The sequence below is a fragment of the Klebsiella sp. KTE92 genome (assembly GCF_000398905.1).
Lineage (GTDB): Bacteria > Pseudomonadota > Gammaproteobacteria > Enterobacterales > Enterobacteriaceae > Klebsiella > Klebsiella variicola.
Genome location: NZ_KB976100.1, coordinates 1,485,821 through 1,510,494 on the forward strand (window position 1 = coordinate 1,485,821; position 24,674 = coordinate 1,510,494).

General features: G+C 59.7%; 18 protein-coding genes and 1 pseudogene. 12 read left to right on the top strand and 7 right to left on the bottom strand.

Going from position 1 to position 24,674, the window contains the following annotated elements; genetic code table 11:
* Positions 1-31: 31 nt before the first annotated feature.
* On the bottom strand, positions 32-3,097 hold the full coding sequence (locus A1WC_RS18130; protein ID WP_016160518.1) for an efflux RND transporter permease subunit: 3,066 nt from the start codon (positions 3,095-3,097) through the stop codon (positions 32-34).
* Positions 3,098-4,183, bottom strand: coding sequence for an efflux RND transporter periplasmic adaptor subunit (locus A1WC_RS18125; protein WP_012542406.1), 1,086 nt, complete (start codon positions 4,181-4,183; stop codon positions 3,098-3,100).
* A 533-nt stretch (positions 4,184-4,716) separates the two neighbouring features.
* On the opposite strand from A1WC_RS18125, the gene A1WC_RS18120 reads away from it, so the two are divergent.
* Positions 4,717-5,148, top strand: a complete 432-nt coding sequence (locus tag A1WC_RS18120; protein ID WP_008805723.1) for a universal stress protein — start codon at positions 4,717-4,719, stop codon at positions 5,146-5,148.
* A 51-nt stretch (positions 5,149-5,199) separates the two neighbouring features.
* The gene (locus tag A1WC_RS18115; RefSeq protein WP_016160519.1) at positions 5,200-7,887 is read left to right on the top strand and encodes a cation-transporting P-type ATPase; all 2,688 of its coding nucleotides are present in this window, start codon (positions 5,200-5,202) and stop codon (positions 7,885-7,887) included.
* Between the two features lie 287 nt (positions 7,888-8,174).
* On the opposite strand, the gene A1WC_RS18110 is transcribed toward A1WC_RS18115, so the two are convergent.
* Positions 8,175-9,458 carry a putative acyl-CoA thioester hydrolase gene (locus tag A1WC_RS18110; protein ID WP_008805725.1) on the bottom strand — a complete coding sequence of 428 codons (1,284 nt, stop codon included), beginning with the start codon at positions 9,456-9,458 and terminating at the stop codon, positions 8,175-8,177.
* A gap of 154 nt (positions 9,459-9,612) precedes the next feature.
* Between A1WC_RS18110 and hutI the strand changes: the two genes are divergently transcribed.
* From hutI to A1WC_RS18080, 6 genes are all read left to right on the top strand, one after another.
* Positions 9,613-10,932, top strand: coding sequence for an imidazolonepropionase (gene hutI, locus A1WC_RS18105; RefSeq protein ID WP_172437953.1), 1,320 nt, complete (start codon positions 9,613-9,615; stop codon positions 10,930-10,932).
* Positions 10,929-11,885, top strand: a complete 957-nt coding sequence (hutG, locus tag A1WC_RS18100) for a formimidoylglutamase (RefSeq protein WP_008805727.1) — start codon at positions 10,929-10,931, stop codon at positions 11,883-11,885. Before hutI ends, hutG begins: the two co-directional genes overlap by 4 nt.
* Positions 11,886-11,946: 61 nt before the next feature.
* Positions 11,947-12,672, top strand: coding sequence for a histidine utilization repressor (locus tag A1WC_RS18095; RefSeq protein WP_008805728.1), 726 nt, complete (start codon positions 11,947-11,949; stop codon positions 12,670-12,672).
* Between the two features lie 142 nt (positions 12,673-12,814).
* On the top strand, positions 12,815-14,503 hold the full coding sequence (gene hutU / locus A1WC_RS28235; RefSeq protein ID WP_016160521.1) for a urocanate hydratase: 1,689 nt from the start codon (positions 12,815-12,817) through the stop codon (positions 14,501-14,503).
* Positions 14,500-16,026 (top strand): histidine ammonia-lyase, encoded by a 1,527-nt coding sequence (gene hutH / locus A1WC_RS18085; RefSeq protein WP_016160522.1) that lies wholly within the window; start codon positions 14,500-14,502, stop codon positions 16,024-16,026. The genes hutU and hutH overlap by 4 nt, the downstream gene beginning before the upstream one ends.
* Positions 16,027-16,124: 98 nt before the next feature.
* Positions 16,125-17,507 carry an amino acid permease gene (locus tag A1WC_RS18080; RefSeq protein WP_012968669.1) on the top strand — a complete coding sequence of 461 codons (1,383 nt, stop codon included), beginning with the start codon at positions 16,125-16,127 and terminating at the stop codon, positions 17,505-17,507.
* A gap of 257 nt (positions 17,508-17,764) precedes the next feature.
* Here the strand turns inward: A1WC_RS18080 and A1WC_RS18075 are convergent, their stop codons facing one another.
* Both A1WC_RS18075 and bioA read right to left on the bottom strand, forming a co-directional pair.
* On the bottom strand, positions 17,765-18,241 hold the full coding sequence (locus A1WC_RS18075; protein WP_012542402.1) for a kinase inhibitor: 477 nt from the start codon (positions 18,239-18,241) through the stop codon (positions 17,765-17,767).
* A gap of 70 nt (positions 18,242-18,311) precedes the next feature.
* Complete coding sequence (bioA, locus tag A1WC_RS18070; protein ID WP_016160523.1) at positions 18,312-19,601, bottom strand: adenosylmethionine--8-amino-7-oxononanoate transaminase; 1,290 nt, start codon at positions 19,599-19,601, stop codon at positions 18,312-18,314.
* Positions 19,602-19,686: 85 nt separating this feature from the next.
* On the opposite strand from bioA, the gene bioB reads away from it, so the two are divergent.
* From bioB to bioD, 4 genes are read left to right on the top strand one after another with little or no spacing between them, the layout of a single operon-like run.
* A complete protein-coding gene (bioB, locus tag A1WC_RS18065) occupies positions 19,687-20,727 on the top strand; it encodes a biotin synthase BioB (protein WP_016160524.1) in 1,041 nt (346 codons plus the stop codon).
* Positions 20,724-21,881, top strand: a complete 1,158-nt coding sequence (gene bioF, locus A1WC_RS18060) for an 8-amino-7-oxononanoate synthase (RefSeq protein WP_012542399.1) — start codon at positions 20,724-20,726, stop codon at positions 21,879-21,881. The genes bioB and bioF overlap by 4 nt, the downstream gene beginning before the upstream one ends.
* A complete protein-coding gene (gene bioC, locus A1WC_RS18055) occupies positions 21,865-22,620 on the top strand; it encodes a malonyl-ACP O-methyltransferase BioC (protein WP_012542398.1) in 756 nt (251 codons plus the stop codon). The genes bioF and bioC overlap by 17 nt, the downstream gene beginning before the upstream one ends.
* Complete coding sequence (gene bioD / locus A1WC_RS18050) at positions 22,613-23,335, top strand: dethiobiotin synthase (RefSeq protein WP_012542397.1); 723 nt, start codon at positions 22,613-22,615, stop codon at positions 23,333-23,335. The genes bioC and bioD overlap by 8 nt, the downstream gene beginning before the upstream one ends.
* Here bioD and A1WC_RS18045 read toward each other — a convergent pair.
* Together A1WC_RS18045 and A1WC_RS25895 are read right to left on the bottom strand one after the other, a co-directional pair.
* Positions 23,277-23,999, bottom strand: coding sequence for an ABC transporter ATP-binding protein (locus A1WC_RS18045; RefSeq protein ID WP_008805739.1), 723 nt, complete (start codon positions 23,997-23,999; stop codon positions 23,277-23,279). The genes bioD and A1WC_RS18045 overlap by 59 nt on opposite strands.
* Positions 24,000-24,088: 89 nt before the next feature.
* A pseudogene (locus tag A1WC_RS25895) lies at positions 24,089-24,298 on the bottom strand (hypothetical protein); the annotation flags it as partial.
* Positions 24,299-24,674: the final 376 nt, after the last annotated feature.

Consider the following 24,674-nt stretch of genomic DNA (forward strand, 5'->3'; position numbering starts at 1 on the left):
AATGTCTTGATAATGCTGAGACCGGTACTGTTCATCGTTGAGGCGTCATATCCTTATGGTGGAAGCAAGCGTAAATTACCGGCAGAACCAGTAGCGTCAGTACGGTGGCAAAGGCGAGGCCGAACATGATCACCACCGCCATACTCTGGAAAAAGACATCGCGCAGCAGCGGGGCAAGGCCAAGCACAGTAGTAAAGGCGGTCAGCAGGATCGGCCGCAGACGAGAGGTTGCCGCATCAATGATTGCTTGTCTTTGATCTTTCTCCTGTTTTTGTTGCTCTATCTCTTCCACCAGCACAATGCCGTTGCGGATCAGCATACCGCTGAGGCTAAGCAGGCCGATTAAGGCCATAAAGCCGAAAGGGATGCCGGTCAGCAAAAAACCGGGCGTGACGCCGATCAGCGCCAGCGGGACGGTCAGCCAGATGGCAACAGCGTTTTTCAGCGAACTGAACATCAGCACCGTAATGATAAACATCACCAGATAGCCAAGCGGTAGGGTCGTGAACAGCCCTTGCTGCGCTTCACTGGAGTTTTCCGCATCGCCGCCCCATTCGATGCGGTAGCCATGCGGCAGCGTCAGCGCGTCAATGCGCGGTTTCACTCTGGCAAGGATATCGCCCGACGTTTGGCCGCTTTGCGGGCTGGGGTCGGTCTGAACGGTAAGCACGCGGGTGCGATCGCGACGGAGAATCAATGGATCTTCCCACTCCAGCGAGAAGCCATGGATGACGTTACTCAACGGAATATACTGCTGCCGGCTCTGGCTCCAGACCAGCACGTTATTCAGGTGATTGGCATCCTGTCGCTCCGCTTCCGGCGGACGGACGATAACCGGCAGCAGGTCGGCGCCCTCGCGATATAACCCGGCGCGACTGCCGGAGAAATTCATCTCCAGCGCGCTATCAATATCCTGTTTATCCACCCCCAGCTCACGTCCCAACGCCAGAGAGTATTGCGGGCGGATCACCTTGCTGCGGTTCTGCCAGTCGTTACGTACGCTGTCGGTCGCCGGATCCGCGGCGAGAATGTCGCCCACCTGACTGGCCAGCGCGCGCAGAGTATCCGGATCAGGGCCCTTAATGCGCACTTCAATCGCGCTATCGCCGGACGGGCCGAACATAATGCGTTTGGTGCTGGCGTTCACCTGCGGGTAGTTTCTGGCAATCCAGGCCTCGACGTGGCGGGTGACGGGGGCGATACTGCGCTGGTCGTCCATCCGCACCATAATCTGCGCGTAGTTGCTGTACTGGCGCTGCCCGCTGTAGGTGAGAATAAATCGCATACTGCCCTGGCCAATGGTGGAGACGGTGGTAGCCACCCCCGGCTGGCTGGCGATCGACCGCTCAATATCGCGGGTCATCTGCTCGGTGGCGTTAATATCGGTACCGTAGGGCAACCACAGGTCGACAAAGAAAATGGGCGTATTCGATGACGGAAAGAAATTCTGCCGGACGAAGGTGAAGCCCCAGATCGCCCCGGCTAACAGCGCGCCCATCAGCACCAGCGTCAGGGTCTTTTGCTGCAGCAGTATTCGCAGCGTCTGCTGATAGCCACGATAGAAGCGGCCGCGGTAGGGATCGGCTTTTTCCTTCGGCGCCTCGGCCGACGGGGCGTTTTTAAACAACCACCACTTGATGAGTACCGGCGTGATGGTCAGGGCGGAAAACCAGCTGAGCATCAGGGAGATCAGCAGCACCTGGAACAGGGATTTGCAATACTCCCCGGTGGAGTCTTGTGAGAGGCCAATTGGCGCGAAGGCGAGGATGGCAATAACGGTGGCGCCGAGCAGCGGCAGGGCGGAGCGGCGGATCACATAGTTAATTGCGCCCAGCAGCGGAGAGCCTTGCTGGCGGGCGATCAGCACCCCTTCGACAATGACAATGGCATTGTCCACCAGCATACTCAGGGCGATGATCAGCGCCCCGAGCGAGATCCGTTGTAACTCGATCCCCCAGATATACATGATAAGCAGAGTGCCGAGGACGTTGAGCGCCAGCGACAAAGCAATAATGATCCCGCTGCGCACCCCCTTGAACACCAGCAGCACGCCGACGACGATCGCCAGGGCCATCAGGAAGTTGGTAATAAAGCCATTGACCGAGTGGGCGACCTCTGCCGCCTGATCGTAAAAAATGGCGATGTCGATACCCGCCGGTTTATCGGCGGCCATCTGCTGAAGTCGGGCTTCGAGGGCATGCCCCACGTCAATGACGTTAACGCCAGGGATAAAGGAGACCCCCATGGTCACCGCCTGGCGGCCGTTGGCATGATAGATACTGGAGGGAGAGTCGGTCAGCCCGCGCGACAACGTGGCAATATCCCGTAGTCGGGTGGTGGCGCTGGCGCCATGAGGGCTGACCAGAAGATCCCCCAGTTCATCGATATTCTGAAACTCCCCGGTGGGGTGAAGGCGGAGCGATTCGCTGCCGGCGCGGATCTCCCCGGCGCTGGATACCACGTTGAGCCGGGTCAGGATAGCGGCAAGCTGGTTAAGCGTAATACCGCGCGCCGCCATTTTCGCCAGCGAGATATCAACATTGATCTGCTGTGGAATCGCGCCGCCAATGGCGACTTTGCCGACGCCCGGCACCAGCACCAGCTCACGGCGCAACTGCTCGGCATAGCGCACCAGCTCAGGATTGGTAAAACTGTCGCCCGAAATGGCGAAGAAAAAGCCAAACACATCGCCAAAGTCATCATTGACGAAGGAGGGGACTACCCCCGGGGGAAAAAGCCGGCTGGCGTCACCGACGCGGCGACGCAGCTCATCCCAGATTTGCGGCAGTTCGCTGGAATGGTACTGCGAAGCAATATTCACTGTAATTTGCGATAAGCCATTCGAGGAGATGGAGCTGACGTTATCCAGCGAGGGAAGCTGCTGAATCGCGTTTTCCAGCGGCAGGGTCACCTCCTCCTCCACCTGCTGAGCGGACGCGCCAGGGTAGTGGGTGACGATCACCGCCGTTTTGATGGTGAAGGCGGGATCTTCCAGGCGGCCAATATTGAGCAGGGCGAACAGGCCACCCACCCCCAACAGCAAAATGGCTAACCAGACGCGGGTCGGGTTGTTAATAAACTGACGGGAAATGTCCATTTATAATCCTCGTTCACGCGTCCAGATCCGCACCGGCTGCCGGTCGTGGAGTTCGCTTACCCCCGCTGCAACCACCTGTTCGCCCGCACGGAGCCCTTCGGTGATCATCACTCCCTGCGAGGTCACTTCCCCGACCGTGACTCTGCGCTCCTCAAGATACAGATGGGCGTTTTCGCCTTTTACCACCCAGACGACCGGTTCATTCTTCGGTCGGTTATCGGGGTTAAACACTGCTTCCACGGGCACTACGAGGGTTTCCCGTCCGGCGCTGGCCGGCAAATTGCCGAGATTGACCGTCACGGTGCCGCTAACCCCGCCGACGGTGGGAAAATCATCTGGTCGCGGCATGGTTAAAATGATCTGCCAGGTGAGGGTGCTGTTGTCGCTGCTGCCGGTATGCTCTTTGTATTCCGCGGTAAACTCGCGGCCCGGCAGAGTATTGATCCTGACGACGGGGCGGTAGGCGGTATTGCGGATATCGAGCGAGGTGAACAGATTTTCCGGAATGCTGAAGACTACATCGAGCAGGTCGGTACGCGTCAGGGTAATCACCGGCTGGCCAGCGGCGACCACCTGATGATTACGGATATGCACGCCGGCGGCAATCCCGCCGAAGGGGGCGGTGAGACTCATTTGCGCCAGCTCTTCACGGGCAATTTTCAAGGCCGCGTTGGCGGCATCGCGATTGGCGCGCTGCACGTCCATCTCCGCCTGGGAAATCGCCTGACGTCCTGCCAGGGTCTGGAAACGATCAAACTGACGCTGGGCGAGGGTCGCCGCCGTTTGTCGCTCATTGACCCGCTGCTGGGCTTCGCGGGCATTCAGACGCGCCAGCGTTTGTCCCTGAGTTAGGGTTGCACCCTGGCGAATATCCAGTGACTCCACCTGACCACCCCGTTTAAACGACAGCTCGGTGGAGTCGCCAGACTCGATGCGGGCTGGAAATGTCCGCTGTTGGGTATTACCCACGGCGGTGACTTGCGCCACCTTGACCATCCGGGGGGCTGCCTCGACGGACGGCGCTTTCTGATCGCAAGCAGTTGTTAATAAAATAACAACCGGGATGAGAGAAAAATAACGGTTCACAGTATTCCCCTCAGACTCATGGTTTATTTTACGTTTTTATTACGCGGCGCACGCTTATTCTGCGAGGGCGGCGACAACCAGATAGGTGAATAGTCCTACCAGTGTACAGGCGACAATGGCCAGCGCGACAAAAAATCCCAGACGTAACAGGCTATAACCAAACATGATTTTCTCCCTTAACTCCCACCCGAACCGCGAATGTCATTTCGCCCGGCACAATGTGTGACCGTCGGACATTCGGTGCGGCACTCCTGCTTGTAATCAGCATAGTCGGAGAAAACATGAAGTGTTAAAAAAGAGAATACCGCGTCGCTGTTGGCGTCAAGGGGTTAAGGGCAGGAGATCTGCGGGCTTTCGCGGGCTTTTATAATATTTTTCAGTCTATTAATGGCTCATTTTCTAATGTTAATTTTCCTGTGCTACGTTTAATAACATCGATTCCGCTTGCCGCTTCTGTTGTTGAGATTTGCTTCCTCCCCAAGTATGGGGCTATTCATCACTACGCATTGTATTGGTAATAAAAGGATTATCTCATGTATAAAAATATCGTTGTTCCCGTTGACGTGTTTGATGCAGGCCTGGCCGACAAAGCCCTCTCTCATGCGAAATTCCTCGCCCAGCACTCTGCCGGGCAAATTCATCTTGTGCATGTTATTCCGGCATTTTCACCGGTATTAACGCGTGGATTTATCTCTGATGCGCGAAAGATGGAAGAGCATTTGATTTCTACCGCTAAGGAAAAACTCAGCGATCTGGTAAAGAAAAATTCTCTGGCGGAAGAGACCAGCCATCTTTATGTGCGCAGTGGCAATATTCGCGATCAAGTGATTGACCTGGCCGATGAGCTGAAAGCGGACGTGGTGATTGTCGGTTCGCGCAATCCGGGGATCCAGACCCATCTTCTGGGCTCTGAAGCGGCAAACATCGTGCGCTACGCCCATGTACCGGTTTTCGTTGTGCGCTGATGACGGCGGGATGTCGTCCTGACTTCCGCTTCAGAAATCGAGGGAGAGAGTATGAATACAGATAAACCGGGGGCGCCCTTCTATCAGCGTTCCGTCGAGGAGACGCTCGCCAGCGTGCAAAGTACGCCGGAGGGCATTAGCGGGACAGAAGCGACCACACGCCTGCAGCAGTATGGCGAAAACGCTCTGCCGCAGAAGCCGGGTAAGCCAGCCTGGCTGCGTTTTATCGTGCATTTTAACGATGTACTGATCTATGTGCTGCTGGCGGCGGCGCTGCTGAAGGCGGTGATGGGCCATTGGATCGACATGGCGGTGATCCTCGCGGTGGCGGTCGTCAATGCGCTGATTGGCTTCATCCAGGAAAGTAATGCGGAGAAATCGCTGCAGAGTATCCGCAATATGCTGTCCAGCGAAGCGGTAGTGATCCGCCAGGGTAACCATGAAACCATCCCCACCACCTCGCTGGTACCCGGCGATATCGTGGTGATCCGCGCCGGCGACCGTATCCCCGCTGATTTACGGGTGATTGAGGCGCACAACCTGCGGGTGGAAGAGGCCATCCTCACCGGGGAGTCAACGGTGGTGGAAAAAACCACCGAGCCGCTGAGCGGCGATTTACCGCTCGGCGATCGCAGCAACCTGTTGTTTTCCGGTACCACCGTCAGCTCAGGGGCGGGCAAAGGGATCGTGGTGGCGACCGGCGGCGATACCGAGCTGGGTCACATCAACCAGATGATGGCGGGCATTGAAAAACACCGTACGCCGCTGCTGGTGCAAATGGACAAGCTGGGCAAAGCCATCTTTATCCTCATTCTGGTGATGATGGCGGCGCTGTTCGTCTTTAGCCTGCTGTTCCGCGATATGCCGGTCTCCGAACTGATGCTGTCGCTGATTAGCCTCGCGGTGGCGTCAGTCCCGGAAGGCTTGCCGGCGATTATCTCGATTATTCTGTCGCTCGGTGTGCAGGCGATGGCGCGCCAGAAAGCGATTATCCGCAAGCTGCCGACGGTGGAAACCCTCGGCGCGATGACGGTTATCTGTTCGGATAAAACCGGGACCCTCACCATGAACGAAATGACGGTGAAGGCGGTGATCACCGCGGACAGCGTCTATCGGGTGGAAGGGGATAGCTATGAGCCGGTCGGTAAGATCCACGCCATTGATGACCCGACGCCGGTCGCGGTCGCGCCTGGCACGCTGTTCGAACGCTATCTGCGTACCATCGATCTGTGTAACGACAGTCAGCTTATTAAAGATGAGAGCGGGTTGTGGAAAATCACCGGTGGCCCGACCGAGGGGGCGCTGAAGGTACTGGCGGCGAAGGTTACTCTGCCGCCGCTGACCAGCGAGCTGCGCAGTAAAATTCCTTTTGATTCGCAATATAAATACATGTCGACCCTCTACCGGCTGGGTGAAGAGGAGGTGGTGCTGGTCACTGGCGCGCCGGATGTCCTGTTCCGCTTGTGTCAATATCAACAGAGCGACAGCGGATTGCAGCCGCTGGATCTACCGTACTGGGAAGGCAAAATTGAAGAGTACGCCCGGGAAGGGCTACGGATGGTGGCCGCGGCCTGGAAGCCGGCTTCCGCAGGCCAGACGGAACTAACCCATCAGGATCTGCAGCAGGGGGTGATTTTGTTAGGGGTTGCCGGGATGATGGATCCGCCGCGTCCGGAGGCCATCACGGCGATTGCCGACTGCCTGCAGGCCGGGATCCGCGTGAAGATGATCACCGGCGACCACCCGCAAACGGCGATGAGTATCGGCAAGATGCTGGGGATTGGCAATGCGGGGAATGCCATTACCGGGCGCGAACTGGAGGTGATGGACGACGCGCAGCTGAGCGTGGCCGCGCAGCAGTATGATATCTTTGCCCGAACCAGCCCGGAAGATAAGTTCCGCCTGGTGCAGGCCCTGCAGAGCAAGAAAGAGATTGTCGGGATGACCGGCGACGGGGTGAACGATGCTCCGGCGCTGAAGCAGGCTGACGTCGGCGTGGCGATGGGGATCAAGGGGACCGAGGTGACCAAGGAAGCCGCCGATATGGTGCTGACCGATGATAACTTCGCCACCATCGCCAGCGCGGTCCGCGAGGGGCGTCGGGTGTATGACAACCTGAAGAAAACCATTCTCTTCGTCATGCCGACCAACCTTGCGCAGGGGTTACTGATCGTGATCGCGCTGCTGGCGGGCAACGTACTGCCGCTGACGCCGGTGCTGATCCTGTGGATGAACATGGCCACTTCCGCCACGCTGTCGTTTGGTCTGGCGTTTGAAGCCGGTGAGAAAAATATTATGCGGCGGCCGCCGCGTGATCCGAAAATTCACGTCATGGACGGCTTTGCCATCTGGCGCGTGGCGTTTGTGGGGTCGATGATTGCGGTCAGCGCATTTATTCTCGAAGCCTGGCTGCAGCCGCGCGGCTATTCGCCGGAGTTTATCCGTACCGTGCTGTTGCAGACCCTGGTCACCGCCCAATGGTTCTATATGCTGAACTGCCGCGTGTCGGATGGTTTCTCGTTGACGAAAAGTCTGCTGGCTAACAAAGGGATCTGGATTGTCAGCGGCGTGCTGCTGGTGCTGCAGCTGCTGATTATCTATGCGCCGTTTATGCAGATGCTGTTCGGTACCACCGGGCTGCCGTTCCGCTACTGGGTGATCACCTTCATCATCGGCTTCGCGATGTTCCTGATCGTTGAACTGGAAAAACCGCTGACCCGCAAATGGCGAACCGCCTGACGGCGTGACGTGCAGTACGCAAAAGAGAACACGCAAAAGAGAAGAGGGGGCATCGCCCCCTCTCTGGCTGACGACAAACCTGTTTCGTCATTGTGCTCGCATTTCTGCCGGGTGGCGGCATTCGCCTTACCCGGCCTACGAAAGACTTCAATATCAAACCGTTATGCAGTTAGCTGTAGGCCCGCGCAAGCGCAGCGCCGCCGGGCAATTCCTGAAGATTGCACGTTGTCAGCAGTCTGGGAGAGGGCATCGCCCTCTCTTTTATTATGGTTCACGCTTGTTGCGCGTTACTGTTTCGGCTCGGCGACCACAGTGCTTCCCACGCCGCGGTTGTTATATTCCCACATGCGATTGACGCTATTGTCGTTGAGGTTGCGCTGCAGATTGCCTTTGGCATCTACTGCGCCAACGTTACCGCTAAAGGCACGGTTTGAACCGACCGCTGCCGCCCACGGCTGGGCGATGTTAAAGCCTTCATTGATGACGCTGTCGCGGATCACGACCTGGCCATTGCTGTTGCCGTCAACGTCCAGCGCGCGGCCCAGCTGCGCGACGTTATCGCCGGACGCGGTAAAGCGGCTGTTGGTCGCCAGGAAGCCGTAGGTCACGCTCTTCAGGGTAGCCGGCGCGAAAACATAGGCTTCTTTCTGGGTACGCGAGTTCACCACGCGGAAATCGGTGTTATCAAATACCACCGCGCCGCGACCGGACACGATATCCACATCGCCTTCAATGTAGCTGTTGGTCACCAGGGTGCGGGTCTGGCGGTTATCCTGCAGACGGTTCTGCACGCCGCTGTTGGTCACAAAGAAGGTGTTCTGACGGCCAAGAATATTGACCTTGTTGATCTGCACCTGATCGCCATCGGTGCGCAGGGCGACGGCCTGGTGAGTACCGGCGTCGACGCTGTCGCCAAGGTTGTTGGCGATGGTCAGGTTCTGCAGCTGCAGGCCGTTATTCTGCGACCAGAAGACCGCAGAGCACATCACGCCGACGGTGGCCGCGGATTTATTCTGGCAGCTATCGAACATATACCATGCCGGTTTGCCCGGCATATATTTACCGCCCGGATTGACCAGACGGCGCCAGGTGTTGCGATCCATTTCAGAATCAATGGCTTCGCTGATTTTCACGTCAATCGGTTTATCGCCGGTACCATACAGGGTCAGGGCGCCAGGCGCCGCCGGTACGTAAACCGTTCCCGGGTACTCGCCAGGCATGATGGCAATAAACAGACGGCGATTTGAATGACGGGCAATCGCCGCATCGACCGCCGCCTGGACGGTGGTATGGGTCACGCCCTGGGTTCCCGCCGGGCCAACGATAAAGTCAGGCTGTGCCGGCAGGCTGATGGCAGATGGCGTCCAGGCCGCGGCATTGGGAGTCAGCGACTGGAAATAGGCCGCCGGGGTAAAGTTTTTCGCTTCATCGGCGTTCAGAATGGGACGCGCGGTGGTGCCCGGTGCAGTCTGCGTAGAGGGCTGTTGATCGGCAGGCGTCGAGCTACAGGCGGACAGCGTCACGCCGAAGGCCAGCGCCAGCGCCAGACGGGAAACGGAATATGTGTTCATGTTGCTCCGGGCAAAATTAAGCGTAGTGAAATACCCCGGCTGAGACGCCAGGGTATAAGTCCTTTAAAACCTGCTGTTTTATACTAACTTGAACGAAACGGGAAGACATGGGCGGAAAAACTTACCGTCTTTACGCAACGTGCAGTCCTGCTGGATGGTCTTTAGTCACAAAAAAATAACATTTCCCCGTGCTATTGTTGACTTTATCGGCGTTATGAAAATAAATGTCTATACAATCCATGACAAGTTAAGCGCTATGACTCAAGCCACCTCTGAACGCGTTATCTGGCGAAACGCGCGTCTCGCCACCCTGAACCCTGATTACTCTCAACCCTACGGTCTGCTGGAGCGCCATGCGCTGCTGGTGCGCAATGGCCGCATTGAGGCAATTGTCGCCGACGCTGACGCTCCCGGCGGGCGCAGTATCGATCTCGAAGGCCGGCTGGTTACGCCTGGTTTAATCGACTGCCATACCCACCTTATCTTTGGCGGCAGCCGGGCGCAGGAGTGGGAGCAGCGGCTGAACGGCGTCTCCTATCAAACCATCAGCGCTAACGGCGGTGGGATTAATTCCACCGTGCGCGCCACGCGCGACAGCAGCGAAGCTGAACTACTGGCGCTGGCGCAGCCGCGTCTGGCCCGCCTGCTGCGTGAAGGGGTGACCACCCTGGAGATCAAATCCGGCTACGGTCTCGATCTGCAAAACGAACGCAAAATGCTGCGGGTCGCCCGCCAGCTGGCCGACGACAATGGCGTGGAACTGTCGGCGACGTTGCTCTCCGCCCACGCCACGCCGCCGGAATATCAAGGAGATGCCGATGGCTATATCTCACTGGTCTGCGAGACCATACTGCCGACGCTGTGGCAGGAGGGACTGTTTGAAAGCGTTGACGTCTTCTGTGAAAACGTTGGCTTCAGCCCGCAGCAAACCGAGCGCGTCTTTCAGGCGGCGCAGGCGCTGGGCATTCCGGTAAAAGGCCACGTTGAGCAGCTCTCGTCGCTGGGCGGTGCGCAGCTGGTGAGCCGCTATCACGGACTGTCCGCCGACCATATCGAGTATCTGACGGAAGAGGGCGTGGCGGCGATGCGCGAAAGCGGCACCGTGGCAGCTCTGCTCCCCGGCGCGTTCTACTTCCTTAATGAAACCCGCAAACCGCCGGTGGAACTGCTGCGCAAATACCAGGTGCCGATGGCGGTGGCGACCGATTTCAACCCCGGCACCAGCCCCTTCGCCAGCCTGCATCTGGCGATGAACATGGCCTGCGTCAAGTTTGGTTTAACGCCGGAAGAGGCCTGGGCCGGGGTAACGCGCCATGCCGCGCGGGCGCTGGGGCGGCAGGACAGCCACGGTCAGCTGGCGGCGGGCTTTGTGGCTAACTTTGCCATCTGGGATGCCGAGCATCCGGTCGAGATGGTGTATGAGCCGGGGCGCGCGCCGCTCTGGGGACGCGTGGTACGAGGAGAACTGCAATGATGCTGTGGCAAGCTACGCCCGCCAGTCTCTGGCAGGGACGCGATGATAGCGCGGAAGCGCCTAATGCGCTGCGCCTGTTCCAGACTATCGCCCGCGCGGAACGCTTCGCGCCGCAGGAGATGCCCGGTGATATCGCGCTGCTCGGCTTCGCCTGTGACGAAGGCGTCCGGCGTAACAAAGGGCGTACCGGCGCCGGGCATGGTCCGGAAGCGCTGCGCCGGGCGCTGGCCAATATGGCCAGCCATCAGGGCCACGACCGCTGCGTGGATATGGGCACGATTAGCGTCGATGGCGAACAGTTAGAAGCCGCGCATCAGGCGCTGCGCGAGGCGGTGGCCGCCTGCCAGCGTGCCGGTAAACGTACGCTGGTCCTGGGCGGCGGCCACGAGACGGCCTTCGGCCACGGCGCTGGGGTACTGGATGCCTTCCCGGGCGAAAAAGTGGGCATTATTAATCTCGATGCGCATCTGGATTTACGCTTTGCCGAATGCGCCAGCTCCGGGACGCCGTTCCGCCAGCTGGCGCTGGAGTGTGACGCCCAGCAGCGCGGTTTTCACTATACCTGCATCGGCGTCAGCCGGGCGGCGAACACCCAGGCGCTATGGGATGAAGCAGCGCGCCGCCAGGTGGCTGTCGTTGAGGATCTGGCGGTGCTGGCGGACTTCGACACTCACGTGTTGCCGGAGCTGGAGCGCAATATCGCGCAGTACGATCGTCTGTATCTGACCATCGATCTCGACGTGCTGCCGGCGCGCGAAATGCCGGCGGTTTCCGCGCCGGCGGCGCTGGGCGTGCCGCTGGCAATCCTGCTGCGCATCGTTGAGCCGTTGTGCCGCAGCGGAAAGCTGCAGGCGGTGGATTTGGTCGAGTTTAATCCGCAATTTGACATCGATGGACAGGGCGCCCGCGCGGCGGCCCGTCTGGCATGGCAAATCGCCCATTGGTGGCGCTAGCGATCCGCGCTATTATTTTCGTTTCGCCGCTCCGCTTATTATGCATAAGGAAAGCCAGGCCATGTTTGCACAACAACCTCGTTCCGCGCCCGCGCCTTTCTATGAAAAGGTGAAGCAGGCGATTAGCGAAAAAATCTACCGCGGCGAGTGGCGTCCGCACGACCGAATTCCCTCGGAGGCTGAACTGGTTGCCCAGTTCGGCTTCAGCCGGATGACCATCAACCGCGCGCTGCGCGAGCTGACGGATGAAGGCCTGCTGGTCAGGCTGCAGGGGGTCGGGACCTTCGTCGCCGAGCCGAAAGGGCAGTCGGCGCTGTTTGAAGTGCGCAGCATTGCCGATGAAATTGTCTCTCGTCGCCATCAGCACCGCTGTGAAGTGCTGCTGCTGGAGGAGACCGAAGCCGATCTCATTCAGGCGGAGGCGCTCACCGTCGCCGAAGGCACGCGTATCTTTCATTCACGGATGGTGCATTTCGAAAACGAGGTTCCGGTACAAATCGAAGATCGCTGCGTGAATGCTGCGGTGGTGCCGGATTACTTGTTACAGGATTACACCACTACCACGCCGCATGATTATCTGTCGCTGATCGCGCCATTAACCGAAGGCGAACATATTGTCGAGGCGGTGCAGGCGACGTCAGAGGAGTGCGCGTTGCTGCGCATTCTGCCGCACGATCCCTGCCTGCTCATTCGTCGTCGCACCTGGTCGAAGACGCATATCGTCTCACACGCTCGCCTGCTGTTTCCCGGCGCGCGCTACCGTCTACAGGGCCATTTCAGCTCGTAATTTTCCCTGGCGTCAGCAAAACGTGATTGCTGACGCAATATAACAAAATTGTATCATTTCTGTTAAATCCTGGCTTGCGCAGAGTTGTATAGACAAGTATATGTATCTACGTACACAACGTTAATTGTCAGGAGAAACCCCGATGTCGCAAAGCAAATATCGCCAGCTGGACGTCCGTGCCCCGAGAGGCACGACGCTGACCGCCAGGAGCTGGTTGACCGAAGCGCCGCTGCGTATGTTAATGAACAACCTCGATCCCGATGTCGCTGAAAACCCGCATGAGCTGGTGGTCTATGGCGGTATTGGTCGCGCTGCGCGCAACTGGGAATGCTATGACGCTATCGTGAAGGCGCTGAAAAACCTGGAAAGCGACGAGACTCTGCTGGTGCAGTCCGGCAAACCGGTCGGCGTCTTTAAAACGCATGAAAACTCGCCGCGCGTGCTGATCGCTAACTCCAACCTGGTTCCGCACTGGGCCACCTGGGAACACTTCAACGAACTGGATGCCAAAGGGCTGGCGATGTACGGCCAGATGACCGCCGGCAGCTGGATCTACATCGGTAGCCAGGGCATCGTGCAGGGCACCTACGAAACCTTCGTCGAAGCCGGTCGCCAGCACTATCAGGGCAGCCTGAAAGGCCGTTGGGTATTAACCGCCGGTCTGGGCGGCATGGGTGGCGCGCAGCCGCTGGCCGCGACGCTGGCAGGCGCCTGCTCGCTGAACATCGAATGTCAGCAGAGCCGCATCGATTTCCGTCTGCGTACCCGCTACGTGGATGAACAGGCCACTTCTCTGGATGACGCCCTGGCGCGCATCAAAAAATACACCGCCGAAGGCCGCGCCATCTCCATCGCGCTGTGCGGCAACGCTGCGGATATCGTGCCAGAGCTGGTGAAACGCGGCGTGCGCCCGGATATGGTTACCGATCAGACCAGCGCCCACGATCCGCTGCATGGCTATCTGCCGAAAGGCTGGAGCTGGGAGGAGTATCAGCAGAAAGCCGAATCCGATCCGCAGGGCACCATTCTGGCGGCGAAACGCTCAATGGCCGACCACGTGCAGGCGATGCTGGCCTTCCACGAGATGGGGGTGCCGACCTTCGACTACGGCAACAACATCCGTCAGATGGCGCAGGAAGTGGGCGTCAGCAATGCCTTCGATTTCCCGGGCTTCGTGCCGGCGTATATCCGCCCGCTGTTCTGCCGGGGTATCGGCCCGTTCCGTTGGGTAGCGCTGTCCGGCGATCCGCAGGATATCTACAAAACCGACGCGAAAGTGAAAGAGATCATTAAAGATGATCAGCATCTGCACCACTGGCTGGATATGGCGCGCGAGCGCATCAGCTTCCAGGGACTGCCGGCGCGTATCTGCTGGGTAGGTCTGGAGTGGCGTCAGAAGCTCGGTCTGGCGTTTAACGAAATGGTGCGCAGCGGCGAAGTCTCCGCGCCGATCGTGATTGGCCGCGATCACCTTGATTCCGGCTCCGTCGCCAGCCCGAACCGCGAAACCGAAGCCATGCGCGACGGCTCAGATGCGGTATCCGACTGGCCGCTGCTGAACGCCTTGCTTAACACCGCCAGCGGCGCGACCTGGGTGTCGCTGCACCACGGCGGCGGCGTAGGTATGGGCTTCTCGCAGCACTCCGGGATGGTTATCGTCTGTGACGGTACCGATGAAGCGGCGGCGCGTATCGCTCGCGTCCTGCGCAACGACCCGGCGACCGGCGTGATGCGTCATGCCGATGCGGGTTACGATATTGCTATTGAATGCGCAGCAGAACAGGGTCTGAATCTTCCGATGGTGGCAGCAACGCAGGGGAACGCTAAATGAAATCGTTAACGCTCATTCCGGGGAAACTGAGCCTGTCGCAGCTCCGCGAGGTTTACAGCCACCCGCTGAACATTACCCTCGACAGCAGCGCGTTTGCCGCCATTGATGAGAGCGTGGCCTGCGTCAACGCCATCCTTGCCGAAGGGCGTACCGCCTACGGTATCAACACCGGTTTTGGCCTGCTGGCGCAAACCCGTATCTCGACGGACGATCTGGAGAACCTGCAGCGTTCGCTGGTGCTGTCCCATGCGGCGGGCGTAGGTGAGCCGCTGGACGACGACCTGGCGCGGCTGATTATGGTGTTGAAGATTAACAGCCTGTCCCGCGGTTTCTCCGGGATCCGCCTGAGCGTGATCCAGGCGCTGATTGGCCTGGTCAATGCCGGCGTGACGCCGTGGATCCCGGCGAAAGGTTCCGTCGGCGCGTCCGGCGACCTCGCGCCGCTGGCGCATATGTCGCTGACCCTGCTGGGCGAAGGCAAAGCGCGGGTACGCGGCAGCGAATGGCTGCCGGCCACCGACGCGCTGCGTCAGGCGGGGCTGGAGCCGATAACCCTGGCGGCGAAAGAGGGCCTGGCGCTACTCAACGGCACCCAGGCCTCAACCGCTTTTGCCCTGCGCGGTCTGTTCGAAGCCGAAGATCTGTTCGCCTCCGCGGTCGTCTGCGGGGCGTTAACCACTGAAGCGGCGCTGGGTTCGCGTCGTCCGTTCGACGCGCGTATTCACGAGGTGCGCGGCCAGCGCGGGCAGATTGATGCGGCGGCACTGTATCGTCACCTGTTGACCGATGACAGCGCGATCTCGCGGTCGCATCATAATTGCACCAAGGTTCAGGATCCGTACTCACTGCGCTGCCAGCCGCAAGTGATGGGCGCCTGCCTGACGCAGATCCGCCAGGCGGCGGAAGTACTGTTAGCCGAAGCGAATGCGGTCTCCGATAACCCGCTGGTCTTTGCCGCCGAAAATGACGTCATCTCCGGCGGTAACTTCCACGCCGAACCGGTGGCGATGGCGGCGGATAATATCGCGCTGGCGATCGCCGAAATCGGCTCGCTCTCCGAGCGTCGTATCGCGCTGATGATGGACAGCCATATGTCGCAGCTGCCGCCGTTCCTCGTGAAAAATGGCGGCGTCAACTCCGGGTTTATGATTGCCCAGGTCACAGCGGCGGCTTTGGCCAGTGAAAACAAAGCGCTGTCACACCCGCATAGCGTTGACAGCCTGCCGACGTCCGCCAACCAGGAAGACCACGTCTCGATGGCGCCGGCTGCCGGCCGTCGGCTGTGGGCGATGGCGGAAAACACCCGCGGCGTACTGGCCGTTGAGTGGCTGGCGGCGGTGCAGGGCCTGGATATGCGCGAAGGGCTGACCACCAGTCCGCTGCTGGAAGAGGCGCGCCATCTGCTGCGCGAACGCGTATCTCACTATACGCAGGATCGTTTCTTCGCCCCTGATATTGAAAATGCCATTGCACTTTTGGCTGCACGTCACCTGACGCGTCTGCTGCCTGCCGTACTGCATTAATCACCGTTGTTCTCTGTACCCGCGTCGGGGGAAGTCATTCCCCCGGCCGACCTACATCGCATATTTGTCGTCATATAAAAAAATCAGGACACCTGTATATGCAACAACAACACAAACCGCATCTGCTGCGCGGGCTGAATGCCCGACACATTCGTTTTATTGCGCTCGGTTCCGCTATCGGCACCGGGCTGTTCTACGGTTCGGCCTCCGCCATTAAGGCGGCGGGCCCGGCGGTGCTGCTGGCCTACCTGATTGGCGGCGCGGCGGTCTTTATGGTCATGCGCGCGCTGGGTGAAATGGCGGTGCGCAATCCGGTTTCCGGCTCCTTTGGCAGCTATGCGCGCCAGTATCTCGGGCCGCTCGCCGGGTTTATCACCGGCTGGACCTATACCTTTGAAATGGTGATCGTGGCGCTGGCCGACGTCACCGCGTTCGGTATCTATATGGGGTTGTGGTATCCCGATGTGCCGCGCTGGATCTGGATCCTCAGCATCATTTTCTTTATTGGCGCGATGAACCTGTGCAACGTGCGGGTGTTCGGCGAGATGGAGTTCTGGCTGTCGCTGATTAAAGTGGTGGCGATTATCGCCATGATGGCGGCGGGCGCGGGGATCATCTTCTTTGGCTTTGGCCATAGTTTCCCGGCTACCGGGCTGGAAAATTTGTGGAGCCACGGCGGCTTTGCGCCACATGGCTGGCAGGGGATCATCGCTTCGCTCGGCATTGTGATGTTCGCCTTCGGCGGGGTGGAAATTATCGGCGTCACCGCGGCGGAAGCGCAGAACCCGAAGAAGGTCATCCCGCAGGCCATCAACACCATTCCGCTGCGTATTATTCTGTTTTACGTCTGCACCCTGGCGGTGCTGATGGCGATCTTCCCGTGGAATAGTTTTGGCGAGCAGGGCAGTCCGTTTGTGCTGATCTTCGATGGTCTGGGGATCCCGGCGGCGGCGACCGTGCTGAATATCATCGTGATTAGCGCCAGTATCTCGGCGATTAACAGCGATATTTTTGGCGCCGGGCGCATGATGTACGGCATGTCGAAAGAGGGGCTGGCGCCGAAGTGCTTCCAGCGGCTCGCCAGCAACGGTGTACCCTGGATGACGGTGGTGGTGATGGGCGTGGCGCTGCTGGTGGCGGTGGTGCTTAACTATCTGATGCCGGAACAGGTCTTTGTCCTGATTGCCTCGCTGGCGGCGTTCGCTACCGTCTGGGTATGGCTGATGATCCTGCTCTCTCATTTCTCGATGCGTCGCGGTTTGTCGGCCGAAGAGCGCAGTAAGATCGAATTCCCGATCCCCTTCTGGCCGGTTGGCCCGCTGTTGACGCTACTGTTTATGGGGCTGGTGATCGCCGTGCTGGGAATGGTGGAAGAGACGCGCGTGGCGCTGTTAGCCGGGCTGGTCTGGCTGGGGCTGCTGACGGTGGTGTGGTACGCGCGCGTGCGTAAAACCGCGCTGCAGGTGGCCACGGAACAGTAAGGTCAATCTCCCCGGTGGCGCTGCGCTTACCGGGGCTACAAATGGCACGGAGCGTAGTATTGTAGGACCGTAGGCCGGGCAAGGCGTCAGCCGCCGCCCGGCATAAAAGCGGCTCCGCGCCCGCGGCAATCGCCCGGCGGCGCTGCGCTTGCGTAGGTCTAAGGATATTGTAGGTCGGGTAAGCGTAGCGCCACCCGACAATATACCGGCACCGTGGGTTGCCCGGATAAGGCGTAAGCCGCTATCCGGGGGGATAATTAACTGAACAGGGCGGTGATGGAAGCGCTGGCGAGCGAATGGAAATGGACGTTAAAGCCGACCATCGCGCCGCTGGCCTCGGCATCGACATCAATCTTATCGATATCCAGGGCGTGGACGGTAAAAATGTAGCGGTGGGTTTCGCCCTTCGGCGGTGCCGCGCCGCCGTAGCCTGCCTTACCAAAATCGGTGCGGGTCTGAACGGCCTCTTCCGGTAGCTCCGCCTGACCGGAGCCGGCACCCTGTGGTAGCACCCGAGTATCGGCAGGCAGGTTGACTACCACCCAGTGCCACCAGCCGGAGCCGGTCGGTGCATCCGGGTCGTAGCAGGTGACGACAAAGCTTTTGGTGCCCGCGGGCACATCATCCCACATCAGGTGCGGCGAAATATTGTCGCCATCATAGCCCATGCCGTTGAAGACGTGACGATTAGGCAGCTTGCCGCCGTCCTGGAGATCGTGACTGATCAATTTCATGCTTCATCCTCATTGATAATGTGCAGATTAACAAAGAAGTGTAGCCTTCCCGGCGGCGCAAATCCGCTGTTTATTCGCTAAAAAATGTTTCGTCCTGCACGGCCAGGTTGACCGCACGGGTCAGGCGGGTCAGCTGTTTGGGCGTGATGATGTACGGGGGCATCAGATAAATCAGACGGCCAAACGGGCGGATCCACACCCCTTGTTCGACGAAAAAGCGCTGCAGGGCGGCCATATTTACCGGACGCCGGGTTTCAACCACGCCAATCGCGCCCAGCACGCGCACATCGGCGACCAGCGCAGATCCCCGCGCCGAAGCCAGCTCGGCCTGTAGTTGGGCTTCAATCGCCGCCACCTGCTGTTGCCACTCGCCGCTCTCCAGCAGGCGCAGGCTTTCGCTTGCCACCGCGCAGGCCAGCGGATTGCCCATAAAGGTGGGGCCGTGCATAAAGCAGCCGGCTTCGCCATTGCTGATGGTTTCCGCGATCTCGCGGGTGGTCAGTGCGGCGGAAAGAGTCATGGTGCCGCCGGTCAGCGCTTTACCCAGACACAGAATATCGGCGGCGATACCAGCGTGTTCGCAGGCGAACAGTTTGCCGGTGCGGCCAAAGCCGGTAGCAATCTCATCGGCGATCAGCAAAATCCCTTCCCGGTCGCACATTTTACGCACCCGCCTCAGCCACTCCGGATGGTACATCCGCATTCCGCCGGCGCCCTGGACGATCGGTTCGAGGATCACCGCGGCGATGTCGTGGCGATGCGCGGCCATCAGGCGGGCAAACGGCACCATATCCAGCTCATCCCACTCGCCGTCGAAGCGGCTTTGCGGCGCGGGAGCAAACAGGTTATCCGGCAGGTAGCCCTGCCACAGGCTGTGCATTGAATTCTGCGGATCGCAGACCGACATCGCGCCGAACGTGTCGCCATGATAGCCGTTGCGGAAGGTCAGGAAACGACGACGCGGCTGGCCTTTGGCCTGCCAGTACTGCAGCGCCATTTTCATCGCCACCTCTACCGCCACCGAACCGGAATCGGCGAGGAAAACGCACTCCAGCGATTCCGGGGTCATCGCCACCAGTTGGCGGCACAGCGCCACCGCCGACGGATGGGTGATCCCGCCGAACATCACGTGCGACATCTGATCGATCTGCGCTTTCATCGCCGCATTGAGGCGCGGGTGATTGTAGCCGTGGATCGCCGCCCACCAGGAGGACATGCCGTCAATCAGCTGTTCGCCGCCGGCGAGGGACAGCTCGCACCCGTGGGCGGAAACCACCGGGTAGACCGGCAGGGGGGAAGTCATAGAGGTGTAGGGGTGCCAGATGTGGCGCCGATCGAAGGCGAGATCGTCCAGTGTCATAAGCGACTTGTAAACCATTTTGAAAACATTTAGGTTTACGAGTATAAACCGAACCGCAAATTAACAAAACCTTTTGGAGAGGCTAATGGCTCACCACGCACGCTGGACAATGTCGCAAGTTACTGAGTTATTTAATAAATCACTCATCGATCTGTTATTCGAAGCGCAGCAAATCCACCGCCAGCATTTTGACCCGCGTCAGGTGCAGGTCAGTACGTTGCTGTCGATTAAAACCGGCGCTTGTCCGGAAGACTGTAAATATTGCCCGCAAAGCGCACGCTACAAAACCGGTCTTGAATCCGAGCGCCTGATGGAGGTCGAGCAGGTGCTGGAGTCGGCACGTCAGGCGAAAAACGCCGGCTCCACCCGCTTCTGCATGGGCGCGGCGTGGAAGAACCCCAATGACCGCGATATGCCCTATCTGGAGCAGATGGTGAAAGGCGTCAAGGCGCTGGGGCTGGAGTCCTGTATGACGCTCGGTACCCTGACCGCCAGCCAGGCGCAGCGCCTGGCCGGCGCGGGGCTTGATTACTACAACCATAACCTCGACACCTCGCCGGAATTTTACGGCAACATCATCACCACCCGTACCTATCAGGAGCGTCTGGATACGCTGGATAAAGTGCGCGATGCCGGGATCAAAGTCTGCTCCGGCGGCATCGTCGGGCTGGGAGAGACCGTAAAAGATCGCGCCGGGCTGCTGCTGCAGCTGGCTAATCTGCCGACGCCGCCGGAGAGTGTGCCGATCAACATGCTGGTGAAAGTTAAAGGCACGCCGCTGGCGGATAACGACGATGTCGACGCTTTCGATTTCATCCGCACCATCGCCATCGCACGCATCATGATGCCCACCTCTTACGTGCGTCTCTCCGCCGGCCGCGAACAGATGAACGAGCAGACCCAGGCGATGTGCTTTATGGCCGGGGCGAACTCGATTTTCTACGGCTGCAAGCTGCTCACCACGCCGAACCCGGAAGAGGACAAAGACCTGCAGTTGTTCCGCAAGCTGGGGATCAACCCGCAGCAGACGGCGGTACTGGAAGGCGATAATGAGCAGCAGCAGCGCCTGGAGCAGGCCTTACTCACCCCCGACACTGAGGAATATTACAACGCGGCGGCGCTATGACCTGGCAGCAACGAATCGAGCGGGCGCTGGACGAGCGGCAGCAGACGGATGCGTTTCGCCGCCGCCTGCCGGTAAGCCACGGCGCCGGACGCTGGCTGGAGCGCGAAGGGGAGCGCTGGCTCAACTTCTCCAGCAATGATTACCTGGGCCTGAGCCAGCATGCCGGCATTATCGCCGCCTGGCAGCAGGGGGCGGAACGTTATGGCGTCGGCTCCGGCGGATCGGGCCACGTGAGCGGCTATAGTGAGGCCCACCGCGCGCTGGAAGAGGAACTTGCCGACTGGCTCGGTTACCCGCGCGCGCTACTGTTTATCTCCGGCTTTGCCGCCAATCAGGCACTGGTTGCCGCGCTGGCGGAAAAAGAGGATCGGATTGTCGCCGACCGCCTGAGCCACGCCTCCCTGCTGGAAGCGGCGAGCCTCAGCCCGGCCCAGCTGCGGCGCTTTGCCCACAACGATCCGCAGCAGCTCGCGCAGCTGCTGGCGAAACCGCTGGACGGTCTGCAGTTAGTGGTGACTGAAGGCATTTTCAGTATGGACGGCGACAGCGCGCCGCTGGCTGACATTCAGGCGGCAGCTCGCAGCGCCGGAGCATTATTACTGGTTGATGATGCTCACGGAATCGGGGCGATTGGCGATGAAGGGCGCGGAAGCTGTCATACGCAGGCGGTTCGCCCGGAGCTGCTGGTAGTCACCTTCGGCAAGGCGTTTGGGGTGAGCGGCGCGGCGGTACTGTGCAGCGAATCGATGGCCGATTATCTGCTGCAGTTTGCCCGTCATCTGATCTACAGCACCGCCATGCCGCCCGCCCAGGCGGTGGCGCTGAGCGCGGCGCTGCGGGTCATTCGTAGCGATGAGGGCCAGCAGCGGCGGGAAACCCTGGCCGCCCGCATCCGTCAGTTCCGTGCAGGGATGGGCGATGTGTCGCTGGGGCTGACCGATTCCGTCAGCGCGATCCAGCCGCTGATCGTCGGCGATAACGCGCGAGCGCTGAGCCTGGCCTGCCGTCTGCGCGAGGCCGGCTGCTGGGCGACGGCGATCCGACCACCGACGGTGCCGGTCGGCAGCGCTCGCCTGCGTCTGACCCTGACCGCCGCTCATCAGGCTGAGGACATTAACCGTTTACTGGAGGCGCTGCATGGTCACGGTGAATAAGCAGGCGGTGGCCGCGGCGTTTGGCCGGGCGGCCAGCGGCTATACGCAACATGATGAACTGCAGCGGCGCAGCGCCGATCTGCTGCTGCGCCAGCTGGCGCGCCGCGATTTTGCCCAGGTGCTGGATGCCGGCTGCGGCCCCGGCAGCATGAGTCGCTACTGGCGTGAGGCGGGCAGCGTGGTGACCGCGCTGGATCTCTCCGCCGGCATGCTGGCCCAGGCGCAGCGCCACGACGCCGCGCAGCATTATCTGCAGGGCGATATCGAAGCGCTGCCGCTGCCGGATGGCTGCGTCGATCTGGCATGGAGCAACCTGGCGGTGCAGTGGTGCGACGATCTGCGCGCGGCGATCGGCGAGCTGTGCCGGGTGGTGCGACCCGGCGGGCGGGTGGCGTTTACCACGCTGCTGGCCGGATCGCTGCCGGAGCTCAATCAAGCGTGGCAGGCTATCGACGACCGGCCACATGCCAACCGTTTTCTCAGCGAACCGGCGGTAAGGGCCGCACTGAGCGGCCTGCGCGCCGAAGGCGTCGTTCATCAGATTAGCCTGCCGTTCGCCGATGCGCTGAGCGCTATGCGCTCCCTGAAGGGCATCGGCGCTACCCATTTGCACCAGGGGAGGGCATCCGCCCCGCTTGGCCGCGGCAAACTGCGCGAACTGCAGCTGGCCTGGCCGCAACAGCAGGGTATCTGCCCGCTGACGTATTATCTTTTTACAGGAGTCATTGAACGTGACTAAACGTTTTTTCGTCACCGGAACCGATACTGAAGTCGGGAAAACGGTCGCCAGCAGCGCACTGCTGCAGGCGGCGAACCAGTTGGGTTTTAACACCGCCGGCTATAAACCGGTGGCTTCCGGTAGCGACCTGACCGCACAAGGGTTACGCAATGAAGATGCGCTGGCTCTGCAGCGTAATAGCCGGGTGGCGCTGAGCTATGAACAGGTCAACCCTTATACTTTTGCCGAACCGACCTCGCCGCATATTATTAGCGCCGATGAAGGGCGACCGATTGCCGCGGCGGCGCTTTCCAGTGGCTTACGCGAACTGGAGCGCCTGGCAGACTGGGTACTGGTGGAAGGGGCCGGCGGCTGGTTTACGCCGCTCTCGGACACCCTGACCTTCGCCGACTGGGCGCAGCAGGAGCAGCTGCCGGTGATTCTGGTGGTGGGGGTCAAGCTCGGCTGTATCAACCATGCGATGCTTACCGCCCAGGCGGTGCGCCAGGCGGGGCTGCCGCTGGCGGGCTGGATCGCCAATGACGTGCAGCCGCCGGGCAAGCGCCATGGCGAATATCTGGCGACGCTGAAAAACCGGTTGGCCGCGCCGTTTCTTGGTGAAATACCGTGGCTTGTCGATATCGCGCAGCGCGACGATCTCGGCCAGTATCTGGATCTCAGCGCGCTGGATCTGGCGTCATCCACTGCGCCAGCAGCGGTTCATCCAGCGCCATAATATCGCCCTCGGCGACATTACGCCCCCGGTGAAGGACACAGAACCGATCCGCCACCCGGCGGATAAAGGGCAGGTGCTGCTCGGCGAGCAGCACCGTCAGACCGATATCGCGATTTAACCGCAGCAGCAATTCCGCCAGCTTTTGCAGGCAGCGCGGCCCTGCGCCGCGTGAGGGTTCGTCAAGGATCAGCAGTCGTGGCTGGACGATCAGCGCCCTGGCCAGCGCCAGCTGGTACTGATCGTCGGCGCTTAGCGAAGCGCCTTTGCGCTGCCGTAGCGCATAGAGTTCGGGAAAATGGTCATAAATTTCGCCGCCGCTGGCGTTAGCCCCGGGTTTCCCGGCCGCCAGGGCAATATGCAGGTTCTCTTCCACGCTGAGCTGGGAAAAGATGCGTTTATCCTGCGGCACGTAGCCGATGCCGATGGCGCTGCGCGACTGAGCGGACAGGGGGGTGAGATCGCACGGCGGGGCGCCAATGTCATGCCAGGTCATCCGACCGCTGGCCACCGGCAGATGGCCGGCAATGCAGTTGACCAGGGTGGTTTTTCCCATTCCCTCGCGTCCCAGTACGCCAATGCACTCTCCGGGGCGTAGTTCAAGATCGACATTCCACAGCGAGTGCTGATTACCGTAAAAATGATTTACTGCCTGTAAATTCAACATGGACGTTTTCTCCTTATCCTGGCGTCAGGGCGACAGAAAGATGCTGCAAAACTCTTGCCAGGAAAAAGAACGCTCGGAAAAAACCGCGAAACGCCGACACCATCGGGCACAGTCAGCGCGGGCGCTGCACTTTTCCGGTGCCCGACGCTAAAGGGTGGTGCAAAAAGCAGCAAAAATCGAGCGGCTTTAAACGGATAGTTATCAAAAATAGTTCGATAAAAATTTTTCGCCGCACGGTTTACGGCGAAAGTCGATTTGCGCCGGGCGGCGGCGGTCTTGGGCTGCAGACAGTTATCCACTATTCCTGTGGATAACCTTGTGTATTAGAGTTAGAAAACCTGCGGTAAGCTAGAGCGTACGCGGCCTGCGGCTGAATTGGCGCGAAAGGCGTCTTTTCTTTAAATTCATTAAATATCAGTTTGTTAGATAAAATCAATGGGTGTAAGAAAAGCGTCATCTACTGCCATAAAACTTTCACCCGTCCGCTTGACAAATGTTAAAAGGTAAAAATTTCTGGGGATAACCCTGCCGGCCGGAGGATTATTCCACCCGGCGCGCGTTTTATGCGCACCATGGCGGCGAAATAAGCCGTTTGCTGACGCTATCATAGTGATGCACTGTTTAAATATCCAGTATAATTTGTTGGCAAAAAATGGCCCGGAGGGTAGAATTAAA

Coding starts and splice junctions, on each gene's coding strand:
- A1WC_RS18075 (WP_012542402.1), bottom strand. CDS start 18,241: ATGAAATTGATCAGTCACGATCTCCAGGACGGCGGCAAGCTGCCTAAT.
- bioC (WP_012542398.1), top strand. CDS start 21,865: ATGGTCACGGTGAATAAGCAGGCGGTGGCCGCGGCGTTTGGCCGGGCG.
- bioF (WP_012542399.1), top strand. CDS start 20,724: ATGACCTGGCAGCAACGAATCGAGCGGGCGCTGGACGAGCGGCAGCAG.
- A1WC_RS18115 (WP_016160519.1), top strand. CDS start 5,200: ATGAATACAGATAAACCGGGGGCGCCCTTCTATCAGCGTTCCGTCGAG.
- bioA (WP_016160523.1), bottom strand. CDS start 19,601: ATGACACTGGACGATCTCGCCTTCGATCGGCGCCACATCTGGCACCCC.
- hutH (WP_016160522.1), top strand. CDS start 14,500: ATGAAATCGTTAACGCTCATTCCGGGGAAACTGAGCCTGTCGCAGCTC.
- hutI (WP_172437953.1), top strand. CDS start 9,613: ATGGTCTTTAGTCACAAAAAAATAACATTTCCCCGTGCTATTGTTGAC.
- hutU (WP_016160521.1), top strand. CDS start 12,815: ATGTCGCAAAGCAAATATCGCCAGCTGGACGTCCGTGCCCCGAGAGGC.
- A1WC_RS18130 (WP_016160518.1), bottom strand. CDS start 3,097: ATGGACATTTCCCGTCAGTTTATTAACAACCCGACCCGCGTCTGGTTA.
- A1WC_RS18080 (WP_012968669.1), top strand. CDS start 16,125: ATGCAACAACAACACAAACCGCATCTGCTGCGCGGGCTGAATGCCCGA.
- hutG (WP_008805727.1), top strand. CDS start 10,929: ATGATGCTGTGGCAAGCTACGCCCGCCAGTCTCTGGCAGGGACGCGAT.
- A1WC_RS18045 (WP_008805739.1), bottom strand. CDS start 23,999: ATGTTGAATTTACAGGCAGTAAATCATTTTTACGGTAATCAGCACTCG.
- A1WC_RS18120 (WP_008805723.1), top strand. CDS start 4,717: ATGTATAAAAATATCGTTGTTCCCGTTGACGTGTTTGATGCAGGCCTG.
- bioB (WP_016160524.1), top strand. CDS start 19,687: ATGGCTCACCACGCACGCTGGACAATGTCGCAAGTTACTGAGTTATTT.
- A1WC_RS18095 (WP_008805728.1), top strand. CDS start 11,947: ATGTTTGCACAACAACCTCGTTCCGCGCCCGCGCCTTTCTATGAAAAG.
- A1WC_RS18110 (WP_008805725.1), bottom strand. CDS start 9,458: ATGAACACATATTCCGTTTCCCGTCTGGCGCTGGCGCTGGCCTTCGGC.